Raw genomic sequence first — 16938 nt, forward strand, 5'->3', positions numbered from 1 at the left:
TCATCAAGGACGGCACCGTTTCAATGTGAAATATAAGAAAAAAAGCAATGGCTTCTGCAGCTTGCAGAGAGCCATTGCGTCGGATTATTTCTTGGCAATGACAACGCGCCGATTAGGCTCGTCCCCTTTGCTGTATGTTCTAACCAGCGCATGCTGCTGGAGCTTGGCGTGAATCAGCTTTCGCTCCTGGGACGGCATTGGCTCCAGTACCACTTCCTTGCCATAACGAACAGCCTGGTTCGCTAATCGTTCCGCCAAATCCTCCAGCGTTTTCCGCCGACGTGCACGAAATTGCTCGGCATCCAGTACGATTCGAATAAACTTATCAGAATGACGGTTGGCAACAATATTCGTCAGGTACTGCAACGCATCTAATGTCTGTCCTCTGCGGCCAATCAGCATACCGAGCGATGGACCGGAGATATCGAGTGTACTTTCATCCTTGCGATGACGGACATCGACTTCAACGTTCAGCCCCATTCCCGCAGCTGTTTCACGGATGAAACGCACCGCCTCTTCATAAGGATCTACATGCCTCCCGAGTGCTTCCGTGTTCATCTGTGCTTCCTGTGCAGGAGGTCCAGCCTCTGATACAGCCTGTCCCATGCCAGAAGGTGCTTGAGCCGATACATGAGGTTCAGCCGTGTGTGTGGTTTCGGGAGACGGCTCAGAAAGCAGCGTAAGCTCCACCTTCGCCTTTTTGACCCCTAGCCACCCCAGGAATCCTTTTGACGGCTGTTCCAACACGTTTACGGTTACCCGTTCACGGCTTACTCCCAGCTGGGAGAGTCCTTGTCTTACAGCATCTTCAATGGTTTTTCCTGATGTCACGACTTTGGTCATCTCGACTTTTTAGCCCCCTTCGAGTTTTTGCCACCTTTTTTCTTACTATTGGAGGAACCTGTTTTCGTGAGACTGGCTGTTTTTACATTGGCCAATGCTGCTTCCTTATCATTATTCCGATAAAGAAAATAGTTTTGAACAATCGTGTAAATATTACTGAAGAACCAATATAACGGCAATGCAGATGGGAAGTTATACGACATAAATAGAATCAACACCGGATAGACATACAGCAAAAATTGCATAGGTCCCTGCTGAGGCGTCGGATTCAGTTTCATCATCATCCAGGTTTGGACAAAGGTCGTAATCGCTGCTAAAATCGGCAGAATAAAGAAGTGATCCGGTTTGCCTAACTGGAGCCACAAAAAGTCATGATCCCGCAATGCCGAGTTATAATAAATGGCATTATAAAGCGCGATAAAAATAGGCATCTGCACAAGCAAAGGCAGACAACCTGCCATCGGGTTAACCTTGTTTTCTTGAAACAATTTCATTGTTTCTTGCTGAACTCGCTCAGGTGTATCCTTGTATTTCGCTTGAATTTCTTTTAATTGTGGCTGAATAGCCTGCATTGCTCTGGAACTGCGTACTTGCTTGAGTGTAAGCGGCAAAATAATGGTACGCACGATGATCACCAGAATCAGTACGGCCAGGCCATATTCTCCAGAGAACCATTGGGCAAATGTATCCAGCGCATACGAAAACCAGTAAACGACATATCTTTGCCACCAAGATCCATTGGCCAAGTCTGCCGTCGTGTAAGAATTGTGAGCCGTCTGGGCACATCCGGACAGCACAGCAACAAGTGCCAATAAGGCAATCAGGAGGAACCATTTTCCCCGTTGAGTCTTCAAACGCGACACTTCATAACCCCTTTCTTAACCAATCCATTCCAACGTAAATCATACCATATCCCGTAGGACAAAGATACTGATTATCGGCGCGTAGACTTGAGCAGCGAGGCTTTGCGCAAAACGTGCAGCACGCTTTTCTCCAGCTCTTGATACGACAGGGTAACCGCACCCTTACGAACGATAAAAATAAGGTCAATCTGCTCCACCAATTCCTGCTCATGATGGCGCACGATTTCCTTAACGATCCTGCGCATCCGATTGCGGACAACTGCGTTGCCGATCTTCTTGCTAGCCGAAATTCCGACGCGGAACTGCTCTACCTCTCTGCGGCGGAACCAGTACACCACAAACTGATGGTTGGCAAAAGATTTGCCATGGCGGTATACGCGCCCAAAGTCCGCCCGGTTTCGTAGACGCAATTTTTTTTGCACGGCGCTTCTCCTTGCTCATCTCTTTTACACATATCGGTAAGGCCCCCCTTACCTCTTATATAGTAAGAAGTATGGACAACATTCCAACATGGTAATCTCGCTTATTTTATATCCGTTTTCAAAAACTTCATCTAATATAGAACAGGATGCAGGGCTTCTCCCTCTTTTCACACTGCATTTCTACAATTAAAGGAAGCAAACCGATCCATAAATACTTTAATTATGAAAAAAAAGACCACCGTAGTGGTCTTTATGCACGCATTACGCACTCAATACTTTTCTACCTTTTTGGCGACGAGCTGCCAAAACTTTACGGCCATTCTTCGTGCTCATTCTTTTACGGAAGCCGTGAACTTTTTTACGTTTGCTGACATTCGGTCTGAAAGTCGGTCTCATTGTGCTGCACCTCCTTACAAGGAATACGTTTTATATGGAATATACCTAACATAGCAATCTCCACAAAAAACACCTTTGTACATTTAACCACAAATAGCGGTCAAAGTCAATGTACTTCTGAATCCTCTCCCTCTTTTTCACCTTCAAAAAGCTTCGCCGTCTTCCCCCATCACTCACTCCACTTTTTTCTCCCCCTTTATTCCCGTTTTTTTGCCTCTCCTCCATGAACAATACTCATCAACATTTACTGTAGCTTTCGTTCCTCACATATAACCGCTCTTTTAACTGCTCTTTTTTCATTATTTATTTCTGTATTTAAATCTACGTCGTTTCAGATCCCCCACCATCCGATTGGCCAAAAATAATGTCGGAAACGTTACCGGAAATTTTCAACACAAAAACAAGGCGCTGTGACCAAAAGGCAACAGGTGTTATACACAGATCCACAAAAAGAATGGAATTGTGATTTAAATGGTCATAACCTGTGCATAACATTTTAGAGTGAAAAAGAGTTATTGTCGAAAACTGAACAAATTATAAACAATATCTTGTGTTGTGAATAAAAATTGTACACAACAGATTGAATTTGTGGATAAATAACCACGAGTCATTGAAATACAAGGCTTCTTTTGCTATGATGATATTACTTTTGAATGTGAATATGTTGTTTTACCCTCCATATTATCAACACCCTGTGGATAAAGTTGTGAACAAGTTCAATTTATCCATCTTTTTATTTTTGTGCGGATTCGGGATTCTGGGGATATATTCTACATTTTTCATTTGATTTCGACATATTGCAGTCTCGTTTTGGCCTGCGGGACCAAGAGAACGGATCGTGCCGCACATTCCCTCCTGAGAGATATCGCCTTTCTTCTGCTGATCAGCAGTGGAATTTCCATTATTATTTTTCAGGGCATTTTGTGCTGCGTTCTCTCACTACACTGCCGCGTGATTTAGGCGGCGGTATGTCTTTTTATGGCCTTCAACAATATTTTGGGGATTTTAGGCGTTTTGCCGAAGCGCCGAGAGCAGCTCTCTGCAGCTTAATTCGGCAAAATGTCAGGATTTAAAAGGAGTGACGTCTGTGGACAGCCATACCTCTGAACTATGGCAGCAAATTCTATCGATTATACAAACCAAGCTGAGTAAGCCGAGTTACGACACTTGGTTTAAGGCTACCAAGGCAGCGAAACTAAATGACCACTCCATTGTGATTTCTGCACCGACAACTTTTGCCGTGGAATGGCTTGAAAGCCGCTATACCAAGCTAGTCGGGGCAACGGTTTACGAGATTCTGGGCAAACATTTAGAGGTCAAGTTCGTTATTGAAGAGAACAAGCCGGCCGAGGTCGATCTTCAGCAACAACCTCAGCAGCAGCCGATCGTTCAAGAAGAAGCTGTGTCTCATATGCTGAATCCCAAATATACATTCGATACATTTGTCATTGGATCGGGGAACCGTTTTGCCCATGCGGCATCGCTGGCCGTCGCCGAGGCGCCGGCCAAGGCTTACAATCCGCTGTTCCTTTACGGTGGTGTAGGTCTGGGTAAAACGCATCTAATGCATGCTATCGGACACTATATTTTGGAGCACAATCCGACCAGCAAGGTCGTTTATTTATCATCAGAGAAGTTCACGAACGAATTCATTAATGCCATCCGGGACAATCGTGGGGAGAGTTTCCGGAATAAATATCGCAATATTGATATTTTGCTCATTGATGATATTCAATTCATCGCGGGCAAGGAATCGACGCAAGAGGAATTTTTCCATACGTTCAACGCGCTGCATGAGGAGCGCAAGCAGATTATAATCTCAAGCGATCGGCCACCTAAAGAAATCCCAACGCTAGAAGAACGGCTGCGCTCTCGCTTCGAGTGGGGACTTATTACAGATATTCAACCGCCGGATTTGGAGACGAGAATTGCTATTCTTCGAAAAAAGGCGCGGGCAGAAAACCTGGATATTCCTAATGAAGCTATGATGTATATCGCGAATCAAATTGATACAAACATCCGTGAGCTCGAAGGGGCACTGATTCGTGTTGTTGCTTATTCTTCCTTAACGAATCAGGATGTATCAAGCCATCTCGCGGCTGAGGCATTAAAGGATATTATCCCGTCCAGTCGTCCAAAAATGATCACGATTCAGGATATACAGCATCAAGTCGGGGAATTTTATAATCTACGGCTGGAAGATTTCAAGGCGCGTAAACGAACGAAGGCTGTGGCTTTCCCAAGGCAGATTGCCATGTATCTTTCCCGTGAGTTAACCGACTATTCTTTGCCGAAAATCGGTGAAGCTTTCGGTGGACGTGACCATACGACTGTTATTCATGCGCATGAAAAAATCTCCAAATCCATTCAAGTGGATCAGGATCTATTTAAAGTTATCAACAACCTCATAGAGAAAATCAAAAATCCAACCTGAACAAGTTCAGAGCCTATACACAATTTATACACATGTGGATAGGCTTGATTTTATTAGAGTTACAGATAGTTATCCACATATTCAGTGCGCCTATTACTATTACTAATATATTTTAAAGATATACATCACCTATATAAGGCCCGCGTCAACGCGTGCTTGAAGGATTAAAACCCGTAGGAGGAACTTATGAAGATTAGCATTCTGAAAAACGTTTTGAACGAGGCTATACAACATGTATCCAAAGCGATATCCAGTCGGACTACCATTCCAATTCTGAGTGGCATTAAGCTGGATGTGAATCATCAGGGCGTCACATTGACCGCCAGCGATACAGACATCTCCATTCAATCCTTTATTCCCATGGAGGATGGTGACCAAACGGTCGTTCAGGTCGAACAACCCGGTAGTGTAGTGCTGCCAGCTAAATTCTTTGTCGAAATTATCAAAAAGTTGCCATCGCAGGAGATCCGTATGGAGGTCAAGGACCAATTCCAAACCTTTATCTCATCAGGTGCTACTGAAATTCAGATCGTTGGCTTGGACCCTGAGGAATTCCCGGTGCTTCCCAACATTGAAGAAAACCAAGTGATCTCTGTTCCAGGTGATTTGCTTAAAAATATGATTAAACAAACGGTATTCTCCATCTCTACCCATGAAACGACACCGATTTTGACTGGTGTATTGTGGAATCTGGCTGAGGGTGAATTGAAATTTGTCGCAACGGACCGCCACCGTCTTGCCACCCGCAGCGCTCATTTGGAGGGAACTGAAGGCTTGCGTTTTAGCAACGTTGTAATTGCAGGCAAAACGCTCAATGAGCTGAGCAGAATTATTCCAGATCAAAATATGCTTGTGGATATCGTCGTAGCGGACAACCAGGTATTATTTAAGGTGGATCGCGTATTATTTTATTCCCGTATTTTGGATGGCACATATCCTGATACTTCTAGAATTATTCCGACCTCCTACAAAACAGAACTGGTTGTGGACACAAAAAGTTTGAGCGAGTCTATTGACCGCGCTTATTTGCTGTCCCGTGAGGAAAAAACGAATATTGTAAAAATGCAATCGTTGGAAAATGGCGATCTCGAGATTTCCTCCAGCTCATCTGAGCTTGGCAAGGTGCGTGAGGAAGTAAATGTGTCTAAATTTGAGGGAGAGCCGCTCAAAATTTCGTTCAACTCCAAATATATGCTCGACGTGCTGAAGGTAATTGACAGCGAGCAGCTGACGATTGCTTTTACCGGCATAATGAGCCCCATTATTTTAAAACCGGCAGACTCCAGCAATGCGCTGTACATCATCCTGCCGTATCGCACAACCAACTAGTGTTACCTAACCGAGAACAAGCGAAAGGATGAACAGGCCTTGAAACCGATATCTATACAGACTGAATACATCAAGCTCGATCAATTTTTGAAACTAGCCGATTGTGTATCCACAGGAGGCATGGCTAAAGCGCTGCTGCAGGAAGGACAAGTCCGTGTTAATGGTGAACCGGAAGAACGCCGTGGAAGAAAATTGTACCCAGGTGATACCGTAGAAGTAGAGGACATTGGACGCTTCGAGGTTACGGCAGGAGCATGATCGCCTGAACGGCAAGGACTCCTTTTAGGTGCGGAATAATGAGGGGGACCCTATGTGTTTGTGAACAACATTGTTTTGCAGCAGTATCGGAACTATGAACAGTTGGAGCTGAATGATTTCGGACCCGTTAATTTGCTGATCGGACAAAATGCGCAAGGCAAAACGAATTTGGTTGAGGCAATTTTTGTATTGGCTTTAACGAAAAGTCACCGAACGTCTCGCGATAAGGAATTAATTTCTTTCGGGGCGACGTCCACTCATCTAGCCGCCGATGTGGATAAAAAATACGGAAAAATCAGATTGGATCTCTCGTTATCCACACAAGGCAAAAAAGCAAAGATCAACGGGCTAGAGCAGCGAAAGCTGAGCGATTTTATCGGTTCGTTAAACGTGGTTATGTTTGCGCCCGAGGATCTGGAAATCGTCAAAGGAACACCGGGGGTTCGCCGCCGGTTTCTTGACATGGAAATCGGACAGGTTGCGCCAGGATATTTGTATCATTTGCAGCAGTATCAGAAAGTGCTGGTTCAGCGAAACAACCTGCTCAAGCAAGCTTGGGGTAAAGATATGACGTCGGTGCAGCTGATGCTGGAGGTATGGAATGAGCAACTTGTTGAGCATGGTGTTAAAATTGTAAAAAAGCGGAAACAATTTATAACAAAGCTACAAAAGTGGGCTCAGGCTATTCATGAAGGGATTGCAGGTGGGACAGAAGAGTTAAAATTAACCTATGTTCCCTCCTTCGGTGAGTCAGAGGAAGAAGATGAAGCTGTCTTATTGGAGCGATTTATGATAAAGTTATCCCAAATGAGGGAACAGGAAATCCGCCGTGGCATGACTTTGGCGGGACCCCATCGTGATGATTTAGCCTTTGCCATTAACGGCAGAGAAGTGCATACGTATGGTTCTCAAGGGCAGCAGCGGACGACGGCCCTGTCTTTGAAGCTGGCCGAAATCGAATTAATTCATGAGGAAATTGGGGAGTATCCTATCCTGCTGCTGGATGATGTGTTGTCCGAGCTGGACCCCTATCGTCAGACTCAGCTGATTGAGACTTTCCAAAGCAAGGTACAGACCTTTATCACGGCAACCGGGATTGAGACGTTGAACGCAGAACGACTTAAGGGTGCCCATATTTATCACGTCCACGACGGGCATGTGGAACACTAAGGAGTGAGCGACCGCTATGTATATTCATCTGGGTGGAGAAAAGATCATCCGCTCGTCAGAGCTTGTGGCTATTTTCGATATCTCGATTGAAAAATCCTCTAAAATCTCCAAACAATACGTGAACCACGCCCAACAGCAAAAGCATGTCGAGATGATTGGCGAAGAGGAAGCCAAGTCCATCGTAGTAACTCAGAATACGGTGTATTATTCCCCCATCTCCTCAACAACACTCAAAAAGCGGGCAAACCAGTTTTTTGCCAATGCTTAACCATAGAAATCTATAGAAGTAGGTGAAAGGCATGTCTATGAATCAACCGTCTTATGATGCGGGCGAGATTCAGGTCCTTGAAGGCCTGGAGGCGGTTCGGAAACGTCCTGGTATGTATATTGGCTCCACGAGTGTCAAGGGGCTCCATCATCTGGTCTGGGAAGTTGTGGACAACAGCATTGACGAAGCGCTGGCGGGTTATTGTAACAGCATTCAAGTTGTCGTTCACGAAGATAACAGCATTACCGTTACAGATAACGGCCGCGGTATTCCGGTAAGTGAACACGCCAAAATGAAAAAATCGGCGCTGGAAGTCGTAATGACCGTGCTTCACGCAGGTGGTAAATTTGGAGGCGGAGGGTACAAGGTATCCGGTGGTCTGCACGGGGTTGGTGTATCCGTGGTGAACGCTCTCTCCAGCAAAATGATCGTCCGTGTTAAACGGGATGGACATGTATATGAGCAGGAATATCATCGTGGTGTTCCACAATATGATGTCAGAGTCATCGGTGACACAGAAGAGACAGGTACCCAAACGACCTTCTATCCGGATGAACAGATTTTTACCGAAACGACCGTATATGACTATGATACGCTTCAGACGCGGATTCGTGAGCTAGCCTTCCTGAACAAAGGCATTGCAATCAGCTTGACTGATGAACGGACAGGCGCCAGCGATTCATTCCACTATGAGGGCGGAATCAGTGAATATGTGCAGTTTCTGAATCAAAAAAGGGAAGCCCTGCATGAACAACCGATTTATGTCGAAGGTTCACGTGATATGATTCAGGTTGAAGTTGCTTTGCAATATAACGACAGCTATACCGAAAATATTTATTCTTTCGCCAACAATATCAACACCCATGAGGGCGGAACGCACGAATCAGGTTTCAAGAGTGCATTAACCCGGATTATTAACGATTATGCACGCAAAAATGGCTTGATTAAGGATAACAACGCCAATTTAACCGGTGATGATGTACGCGAAGGTTTGACAGCGATTATTTCCGTCAAGATCCCAGAACCACAGTTTGAGGGTCAGACGAAAACAAAGCTCGGCAACAGTGAAGTGCGAGGAATTGTCGAGTCTCTGTTTGCAGAGAAACTTCAGGAATTCCTAGAGGAAAATCCGGCTGTCTCCCGCCGTGTAGTCGATAAATCATTACAAGCAGCCCGTGCCCGGGAAGCAGCGCGCAAAGCACGTGAGCTTACACGTCGTAAAAGTGCGCTGGAAATCAGTTCGCTCCCAGGTAAGCTGGCGGATTGTTCCTCCAAGGACGCTTCGATCAGTGAATTGTACATCGTCGAAGGTGACTCGGCAGGTGGATCGGCCAAGCAAGGGCGTGATCGTCACTTTCAAGCGATTTTGCCAATTCGCGGTAAGATTTTGAATGTTGAAAAAGCACGCTTGGACCGTATTCTATCCAGTGATGAAATACGCTCGATGGTTACAGCAATGGGGACAGGGATCGGGGATGATTTTGACATCGCCAAAGCTCGTTATCACAAGGTCATTATCATGACCGATGCTGATGTCGATGGTGCCCATATTCGTACATTGTTGCTGACGTTCTTCTATCGTTACATGCGTAAAATCATTGATGCGGGCTATATATACATTGCTCAGCCGCCACTATTTAAAATTGAGCGTAACAAAGTTGTGCGTTATGCGAACTCTGAGGCGGAACGTGACGAGATCATCAAGGAATTTGGAGAAAATGCCAAATACAATGTACAGCGCTATAAAGGTTTGGGTGAGATGAATGCGACCCAACTTTGGGAAACCACGATGGACCCTGAAAGCCGTACAATGCTACAGGTAACGGTCAGCGATGCGATGCTGGCAGATACGCTGTTCAATACCTTAATGGGTGACAACGTAGAACCTCGTCGTGATTTTATCCAGGAACATGCAAAGTACGTGAAAAACCTAGATTTCTAATATATGCCATTCCGTGAAGTAAGAGTTCACAAGGGGCGCCTAATGGGCGTCCCTTTTCTTGTCATTAACCAGGCTGGATGGATTTGAATAATATTTAAATTCAAAGGTTTCAGGCCTTTTTCTTAGAGCGTACAGCCTTACCTGTAGATGCCGTATACCGGCCGTAGCCTACTGCATATCTGAATATTTTGTGATAGAGGCTTTTGTTTGGGAGGGAAGCGAACACTTTGATGGCTGGTCTAGTGTTGACCTCCAGAATCCACGGATAGATCTGCTGATCCAATCCCACATCCAATCCAATTTCCTTTAGCCGAGGGTATTTTTTTTGCAGCTGCCAGGCTACTCGCTCGCCTAATTTTGATAGTTTTTGCTCTAGGTGTACTGCTTCCTTTACGTCTAGATAGGGTGCTACAAGTTCATTGAAAAAGCGTACTGTACCACCACTGTGGTGATTGGTGACGACTTTGTCAGGAGCAGCTACGCGTCCTATAATAAGCGTTGTTTCCCATTGGTGTCTCAAATTCATCTGGGTTAATACCCTCAGATCGAAGGGGAGTGCTTCATGCTGAAGAAGTGGAATTCCACGCTGAATCAGATATGGACGTTTTCGTATGCGGGAAGAAACTACTCTATGCAGATCTTCTAGACTTTCGGAGGTGAAGGTATCTACTTCATAGCGAAGCACATACCAAGTTCTCTCTTCGATGATTCCTTCTTCTGTCGGTGGAAGCGGCTCTGTCAGCCTCTCTGCCCGCATAACCCCTTTTCCATAAGTACCTTTATCCGGCTTTATATAGACAGTACCATACACGGCCAACATTTCGTTCAAGTGATCAAATGTGTACAACCGTGTTTCCGGTATATATGCGGCCAATGTCGGATTGGGGAGAATGGCATTTGTTTTGGCCCACTTACTGGATACTCGCTGAATAGACAAGTATTCTCATCCCTTTCTTTTCGAAATATGAGTCATGTAGCTGGAATTCACATCCTTTAACAAAACAAGGGAAACTAAAGGACAAGCGCGTAAAACAATGATATAATAGAGAAATACGGCGTTTTTCGGAATTTTGCTAAGTAGAGCCCTGACCGTATACGTATTGTATGTGGAAAAGGCCCTTTGGGTGGGGGCTAACCCCCAGTTCAGGGGAATTTGTTATAATCAGGGCTTGTAAGATCTACAAGAAAATAGCAATCTGCCTATAAGGCAGAAGGGGAATGACGAGGGTTTTACGCTGTAAAGAGGGCAAATGCGTTTAATTGTGCTCTTTTTGTGAAAGTAATATAATTATACAGATGAGGATTTCAGCCAAAATCCTGCGCAAGGAGCGGAGTATATAGGCAGTGTCTTGTTGGGATTTTCACATAGAGAGCGCTGTATTGAAGGATGAGAAGGAGGACCAGCATGGCGGATCAAAATAACTCGCAAATCATCAATAGGGATATCGGAGTGGAAATGCGCGAATCCTTTATGGATTATGCCATGAGTATTATTGTTAGCCGTGCCTTGCCTGATGTGCGGGACGGACTGAAGCCGGTACACCGTCGTATTCTGTACGCGATGTCCGAGCTAGGCATGTCGCCAGATAAGCCTTATAAAAAATCGGCAAGAATCGTCGGTGAAGTAATCGGTAAGTATCACCCTCATGGTGATACGGCTGTATATGACACGATGGTACGGATGGCGCAGGATTTCTCCTTGCGTTATATGTTGGTGGATGGACACGGTAACTTTGGCTCCGTGGATGGAGATATGGCAGCAGCCATGCGTTACACTGAAGCACGGCTGTCCAAGATTGCCATGGAGATGCTCCGTGATTTGAACAAAGAGACCGTTGATTTTATGCCGAACTACGATGGTGAAGAGAGCGAGCCTGTCGTATTGCCTGCACGTTATCCTAACTTGCTGGTTAACGGTGTCGGCGGGATTGCAGTTGGTATGGCAACCAATATTCCTCCGCATAACTTGGGAGAAGTTATCGATGGTGTACAAGCTCTGATCGAAAACCCTGACATTACGCCGATGGAACTTATGGATTACATTCAAGGTCCCGACTTTCCGACAGCAGGTTATATCTTAGGTCGCTCTGGCATTCGTCAAGCGTACCAGACTGGCCGCGGATCTGTGACCATGCGTGCGAAGACCACCATAGAGGAGATTGGCAATAAAGCACGGATTATCGTGCATGAGTTGCCTTACCAAGTGAATAAGGCACGTCTAGTCGAGAAAATCGCTGAATTAGTACGTGACAAGCGTATAGAAGGCATTACAGATCTTCGAGACGAATCCGACCGTACGGGTATGCGTATCGTTATCGAGCTGCGTAGAGATGTGAACCCGAACGTCGTTCTGAACAATTTGTTTAAACATACGGCCATGCAGTCCAATTTCGGGATCAATATGCTTGCCATTGTAAACAATGAACCGAAGATTTTGAACCTGAAAGATGTCTTGTATTATTATCTCAAGCACCAGGTTGAGGTTATTCGTCGCCGGACAGAATTCGATCTGAAAAAAGCCGAAGCTAGAGCACACATCCTGGAAGGCTTGCGTATTGCTCTTGACCATCTGGACGAAGTTATTTCTTTGATTCGTTCTTCCCAAACTGCAGAAGCAGCCCGTGAAGGACTGATTGAGCGTTTCTCGCTGACTCTTGAGCAGGCTCAGGCTATTCTCGATATGCGTCTGCAACGCTTAACCGGTTTGGAACGTGAGAAGATCGAGAATGAATACAACGAGCTAATTCAAAAGATTATGGAATATCGCGAAATTTTGGCGAATGAGCATTTGGTGCTCAATATCATCAGCGAAGAGCTGAATGAGCTGAAAGGACGCTTTGCCGATGAACGTCGCACTGAAATTACAGTGGGTGAAGAAAGTATTCTGGATGAGGATCTCATTCCACGTGAAGACGTTATTATTACTGTAACCCATACTGGATATATCAAACGCCTACCTGTTACTACGTACCGCAGTCAAAAACGCGGTGGTCGTGGTGTAGTAGGCATGGATACCAAAGATGAGGACTTCGTAGAGCATCTGTTCATTACGAATTCACATCACCATTTGTTATTCTTTACTGATAAAGGTAAGGTGTACCGGATTAAAGCCTACGAGATTCCGGATTTAAGCCGGACAGCTCGGGGGACACCGATTATTAACCTGATTCAGATTGAACAGGGTGAGTCGATCAATGCAGTAATTCCAATTGAGGAATTTGTGGAGGACAGTTATCTGTTCTTTGCGACCCGACAAGGGATTATTAAAAAGACACCTCTTGATGACTATGCGAATATCCGCAAGGGTGGCTTGATTGCCATTAACTTGCGTGAAGATGACGCCCTGATCGAAGTGAAGCTGACTGACGGACAGCAGGAAATGATCATTGGTACAGCACAAGGCATGTCTATCCGTTTCCCTGAAAGTGATGTACGATCTATGGGGCGTAGCGCTACAGGAGTTAAAGGGATTAGCCTTGATGAAAGTGATGCTGTAATCGGCATGGATATCGTTGATACCAACCTGGATATTTTGATTGTAACAGCCAAGGGTTACGGCAAGCGTACCCCTGCTGTGGATTATCGTATCCAGAGCCGTGGAGGCAAAGGGATCAAGACGATTAACGTTACCGACAAAAACGGTCCGGTTGTTGGGCTCAAGGTTGTAAAAGCCGAAGAGGATCTGATGATTATTACAGCTAGCGGCACCTTGATCCGGACTAGCATGGGGGAAATCTCCACGATGGGACGGAATACACAAGGGGTAAGGCTGATTAATATTCGTGATGATGATGCGGTTGCAACGGTTTGTCGGGCGAACAAGAATGAGGAGCAAGATGAACTGCTTGAGGATTTATTAGAGGACGGAGGAGCTGGTGAAGAGCCAACTCTGTCATCTGCTGAACCAACTCTTGGAGGTAATACAGAAGATACGGAAGGTTACGATCCAGCATCTTCTGAGGACGAATAAGCCTTGAATATGGAAACGACATTGTTGGTTTAAAATTTAGGGGAAGGGACTCTCTGACTATTTGGTCAAGAGAGTCTTTTTTCTTGTTCAGGCTGACGAATTCAAATTTAAATGGCATAAAATGAATGTACAGGATCATTCCCAAGTAATATAATGACATCATAACTGGCAGCTGGAGCAGCTGTTGTGAGAACAGAGAGGTTGACCATGACAACTGTACCCGTATCGGAACTAAAAGCAGGACTTAAATTACAAAGCGACGTATTTACTGAAATGGGCAGCTTGCTGCTACCGAAGGGGCGCATCCTGCTACCACGTGACTTGGAGATTTTAGAGGCGTTCCTGATTCAACAAGTAGAGGTAGGGGTTGACGATCTCGTAAAGTCCAATAGCGAGCCTACCGCTGGTCGATCTGAAACAGATGAATCGCAGGAAGCTTCCTTGGATGGGCGAGATGGATCTGAACAATTCCAGGTTGAGTATGACAAAATGGTGATGCTCGTTAAAAGTGCGTTTCAGTCAGTGCTCGTCTCTAATTTATCTATATATGAGTTGCGGGGACAACTGGAGTCCTTGCTGTCCCATATTCAACGTTATAATGTAATGACCTATACTCCGCCAGCTATGATCGAAGTGGACTATATTTTTCATAATGCTGTGCTAACCTCCCTTACCTCTTACTCCATTGCACAATGGATTGGGTTGCCTCAAAAGGATTGGATGCAGGTAGCTTTTGCTGGATTGCTGCATGATATAGGGAACGCTAAGATGGACCCGTCCATTCTGTACAAGCCCTCCCAACTAACGCGGGAAGAGCAAGAAGAGATACGTCTTCATACATCACTAGGATACCAAATGCTTAGAAATGTGAAGGCTATTAACGAAGGTGTGCGTTTGGCAGCTCTTCAGCATCATGAGAAAGTGGACGGTACTGGATACCCATTGCGTCTTAAAGGGGAGCAAATCCACATATACGCTAAAATTGTCGGGGTGGCTGATGTATTTCATGCCATGACTTTGGAGAAAACATATCGACCTGCCCAATCACCATATTTGGTTTTAGAGCAAATCAAATCAGAATCATTTGGAAAGCTGGACCCAAGTGTCGTGCAAGTCTTCATTCAAAAGTTAACCCAGTTCAATAATGGGACCAAGGTACGTCTTAGTGATAACCGAACAGGGGAAATTATATTCGCTGATCGGGATCACCCGACTCGTCCGTTGATTCAAGTAGATGGGGAGATCATTAACTTGATGCTTCAAAGAGAGCTTTATATCGAGTGTATTGTTACTTAACTAAGTTTTTTTAAAAAACAGTTGCACAATATAGTGAATATATGATATATTATTTCTTGTCGCTTCAAGTTGTAAAAAAGAGAGCGAAAAACACTTTCGAAAAAAAGTGTTGACACAGAACTAGAAAACATGATAAACTATAAAAGTTGCTGAGGGGAACAATGAAAACTCCGAAGCAAGCAAAAATGTTTGATCTTTGAAAACTGAACAACGAGTGAGTAAACTGATTTTGTTCGCAAAATCAAACATGAGATATTTTATCTCGTCAGTTTCAAAATGAGCTAATCGCTCTTTCGATAAACCAGCTTCGGTTGGTCTTTAATGGAGAGTTTGATCCTGGCTCAGGACGAACGCTGAATTGACCCCAAAAAGTTAGACACAGACAGACTTAGGCTGCTACAGAGGACTGAATGCGGTATTCTACCGGCGACAGTCCTCTGAGCTTTTGTTTGGTTCTTCGATAGTTGTAGTAGTGAATATATTGATGTAGTTCTTGAATGAAATGTTCAATGGATTCAAATTCTTGAATATACAGAAGTTCCGTCTTTAAGATTCCAAAGAAATTCTCTACCACGGAGTTATCCAGGCAGTTCCCTCGGCGTGACATACTTTGTGTGACTCCTCTCTCAGAGAGCATATACTGGTAGCGCTTTTGTTGATATTGCCACCCTTGATCAGAGTGCAGGATGAGATTGTGTTGCTCTGGTAGCTTCTCTAAGGCCTTTTCGAGCATCTCTGTGACCATAGAGAGAGTCGGTCTTCTAAAAATGGTATAGCTGATGATTTCACGGTTATATAGATCCATAATTGGAGACAGATATATCTTTTGTCCAAACAAGTGGAATTCCGTCACATCAGTAACCCATTTCTCATTAGGTACCATCGCATTAAAATCTCTCTTCAAGACATTTGGAGCTATTTTTCCTTCGGCTCCTTTGTATGAACGGTATTTCTTCCTACGAACCATACAATGAAGCCCTAACTCCTTCATTAAGCGCTGAACTGTCTTATGATTGATTGGAGTCATTTTGCGAATCTCCCTGGTCATGGTTCGGTATCCTGCTCGACACTTTAATTCATCATTAAATACACGCTGCATTTCTGTTTTCACATCGGCGTACTTATCAGGCTTGTTCCACTTTTTCACGTGATAATAGTAAGTGCTTCGAGGAATGCCTGCAATGTTGACAAGCTCTTTGACGTTAAATTCATGCCTTAGCTCGTAAATCACAAGAGCTTTGTCGTCGTTTGTAATGAGTTTTTTTCTTGAACTAAGGCATTCAATTTTTTTAAGTACGTTACCTCCATACGAAGGCGTTGGTTTTCCTTAATCAGCTCATCTATAACACTTTCATTTGCCTCCAGTTCTTTCTGTGGCTCTTTATTAGCTGTCCGTCCTCGTCGCTCCATATAGAGTCCTTCAGGGCCTTCATTTCGATAAATGCGTTCCCAAGTCCGAATGGATCTATCTTGTACGTCATGCTTCTTCGCAGCAGCTTTATAACTCAAATGGTTCTCATGCATATCTTCTAATATGTACTGCTTTTGTTCTCCAGTAAAAGTCCTGTGTGTTCCCTTATTGATCAACCCCGCAGCTCCATGCTTGGAGTATGCAGCTACCCATTCATTAACCGTTACATGGTTCATTCCATACTTACGAGCTGCTTCGTTCTCGGACAGCCCTCCCTCAAGTACATCTATAGCAACTTTTATTCGTATTTCTTCGCTGTATTTGACCATAAAGTAA

General features: G+C 44.6%; 14 protein-coding genes. 8 read left to right on the forward strand and 6 right to left on the reverse strand.

Annotated elements, in window-relative coordinates; all coding sequences use genetic code 11:
* Window positions 1-84 precede the first annotated feature (84 nt).
* From jag to rpmH, 4 genes are all read right to left on the reverse strand, one after another.
* A complete protein-coding gene (jag, locus tag ACQQ6X_RS15895; protein ID WP_305166119.1) occupies window positions 85-843 on the reverse strand; it encodes an RNA-binding cell elongation regulator Jag/EloR in 759 nt (252 codons plus the stop codon).
* On the reverse strand, window positions 840-1706 hold the full coding sequence (locus tag ACQQ6X_RS15900) for a YidC/Oxa1 family membrane protein insertase (RefSeq protein WP_305166121.1): 867 nt from the start codon (window positions 1704-1706) through the stop codon (window positions 840-842). The genes jag and ACQQ6X_RS15900 overlap by 4 nt, the downstream gene beginning before the upstream one ends.
* Window positions 1707-1777: 71 nt before the next feature.
* Window positions 1778-2128, reverse strand: coding sequence for a ribonuclease P protein component (rnpA, locus tag ACQQ6X_RS15905; RefSeq protein WP_305166122.1), 351 nt, complete (start codon window positions 2126-2128; stop codon window positions 1778-1780).
* A gap of 261 nt (window positions 2129-2389) precedes the next feature.
* Complete coding sequence (gene rpmH, locus ACQQ6X_RS15910) at window positions 2390-2524, reverse strand: 50S ribosomal protein L34 (protein WP_007433250.1); 135 nt, start codon at window positions 2522-2524, stop codon at window positions 2390-2392.
* Window positions 2525-3611: 1087 nt separating this feature from the next.
* Between rpmH and dnaA the strand changes: the two genes are divergently transcribed.
* The 6 genes from dnaA to gyrB all read left to right on the forward strand — a co-directional run bounded on the left by dnaA (window position 3612) and on the right by gyrB (window position 9925).
* Window positions 3612-4958 (forward strand): chromosomal replication initiator protein DnaA, encoded by a 1347-nt coding sequence (gene dnaA / locus ACQQ6X_RS15915; RefSeq protein ID WP_019689098.1) that lies wholly within the window; start codon window positions 3612-3614, stop codon window positions 4956-4958.
* Window positions 4959-5144: 186 nt separating this feature from the next.
* Window positions 5145-6287: a DNA polymerase III subunit beta gene (gene dnaN, locus ACQQ6X_RS15920; protein ID WP_063211662.1), complete on the forward strand. Its 1143-nt coding sequence runs from the start codon at window positions 5145-5147 to the stop codon at window positions 6285-6287.
* Window positions 6288-6326: 39 nt separating this feature from the next.
* Window positions 6327-6545, forward strand: coding sequence for a S4 domain-containing protein YaaA (gene yaaA / locus ACQQ6X_RS15925; RefSeq protein WP_016822440.1), 219 nt, complete (start codon window positions 6327-6329; stop codon window positions 6543-6545).
* A 54-nt stretch (window positions 6546-6599) separates the two neighbouring features.
* Complete coding sequence (gene recF / locus ACQQ6X_RS15930; RefSeq protein ID WP_063211660.1) at window positions 6600-7715, forward strand: DNA replication/repair protein RecF; 1116 nt, start codon at window positions 6600-6602, stop codon at window positions 7713-7715.
* Between the two features lie 16 nt (window positions 7716-7731).
* Window positions 7732-7983: an extracellular matrix regulator RemB gene (gene remB / locus ACQQ6X_RS15935; RefSeq protein ID WP_063211658.1), complete on the forward strand. Its 252-nt coding sequence runs from the start codon at window positions 7732-7734 to the stop codon at window positions 7981-7983.
* A 31-nt stretch (window positions 7984-8014) separates the two neighbouring features.
* Window positions 8015-9925 carry a DNA topoisomerase (ATP-hydrolyzing) subunit B gene (gene gyrB / locus ACQQ6X_RS15940; protein ID WP_063211657.1) on the forward strand — a complete coding sequence of 637 codons (1911 nt, stop codon included), beginning with the start codon at window positions 8015-8017 and terminating at the stop codon, window positions 9923-9925.
* A 109-nt stretch (window positions 9926-10034) separates the two neighbouring features.
* On the opposite strand, the gene ACQQ6X_RS15945 is transcribed toward gyrB, so the two are convergent.
* On the reverse strand, window positions 10035-10862 hold the full coding sequence (locus ACQQ6X_RS15945) for a YheC/YheD family protein (RefSeq protein WP_305166123.1): 828 nt from the start codon (window positions 10860-10862) through the stop codon (window positions 10035-10037).
* A gap of 468 nt (window positions 10863-11330) precedes the next feature.
* On the opposite strand from ACQQ6X_RS15945, the gene gyrA reads away from it, so the two are divergent.
* Window positions 11331-13895 (forward strand): DNA gyrase subunit A, encoded by a 2565-nt coding sequence (gyrA, locus tag ACQQ6X_RS15950; RefSeq protein WP_305166124.1) that lies wholly within the window; start codon window positions 11331-11333, stop codon window positions 13893-13895.
* A gap of 207 nt (window positions 13896-14102) precedes the next feature.
* The gene (locus ACQQ6X_RS15955) at window positions 14103-15191 is read left to right on the forward strand and encodes an HD-GYP domain-containing protein (RefSeq protein ID WP_305166143.1); all 1089 of its coding nucleotides are present in this window, start codon (window positions 14103-14105) and stop codon (window positions 15189-15191) included.
* 388 nt (window positions 15192-15579) lie between these two features.
* Here the strand turns inward: ACQQ6X_RS15955 and ACQQ6X_RS15960 are convergent.
* Window positions 15580-16931 (reverse strand): IS3 family transposase gene (locus ACQQ6X_RS15960; protein WP_305168279.1). Its coding sequence is split into 2 segments (ribosomal slippage): window positions 15580-16475 and window positions 16475-16931, totalling 1353 coding nucleotides; the frame shifts between segments, so codons are not numbered across the junction.
* Window positions 16932-16938 lie beyond the last annotated feature (7 nt).

Source organism: Paenibacillus ottowii (assembly GCF_050516475.1).
Taxonomy (GTDB): domain Bacteria; phylum Bacillota; class Bacilli; order Paenibacillales; family Paenibacillaceae; genus Paenibacillus; species Paenibacillus ottowii.

What these genes read in the sequence shown, in the direction of transcription:
- ACQQ6X_RS15955 (WP_305166143.1), top strand. Translation starts at nt 14,103, where the DNA reads ATGACAACTGTACCCGTATCGGAACTAAAAGCAGGACTTAAATTACAA.
- rpmH (WP_007433250.1), bottom strand. Translation starts at nt 2,524, where the DNA reads ATGAGACCGACTTTCAGACCGAATGTCAGCAAACGTAAAAAAGTTCAC.
- gyrB (WP_063211657.1), top strand. Translation starts at nt 8,015, where the DNA reads ATGTCTATGAATCAACCGTCTTATGATGCGGGCGAGATTCAGGTCCTT.
- remB (WP_063211658.1), top strand. Translation starts at nt 7,732, where the DNA reads ATGTATATTCATCTGGGTGGAGAAAAGATCATCCGCTCGTCAGAGCTT.
- jag (WP_305166119.1), bottom strand. Translation starts at nt 843, where the DNA reads ATGACCAAAGTCGTGACATCAGGAAAAACCATTGAAGATGCTGTAAGA.
- dnaN (WP_063211662.1), top strand. Translation starts at nt 5,145, where the DNA reads ATGAAGATTAGCATTCTGAAAAACGTTTTGAACGAGGCTATACAACAT.
- gyrA (WP_305166124.1), top strand. Translation starts at nt 11,331, where the DNA reads ATGGCGGATCAAAATAACTCGCAAATCATCAATAGGGATATCGGAGTG.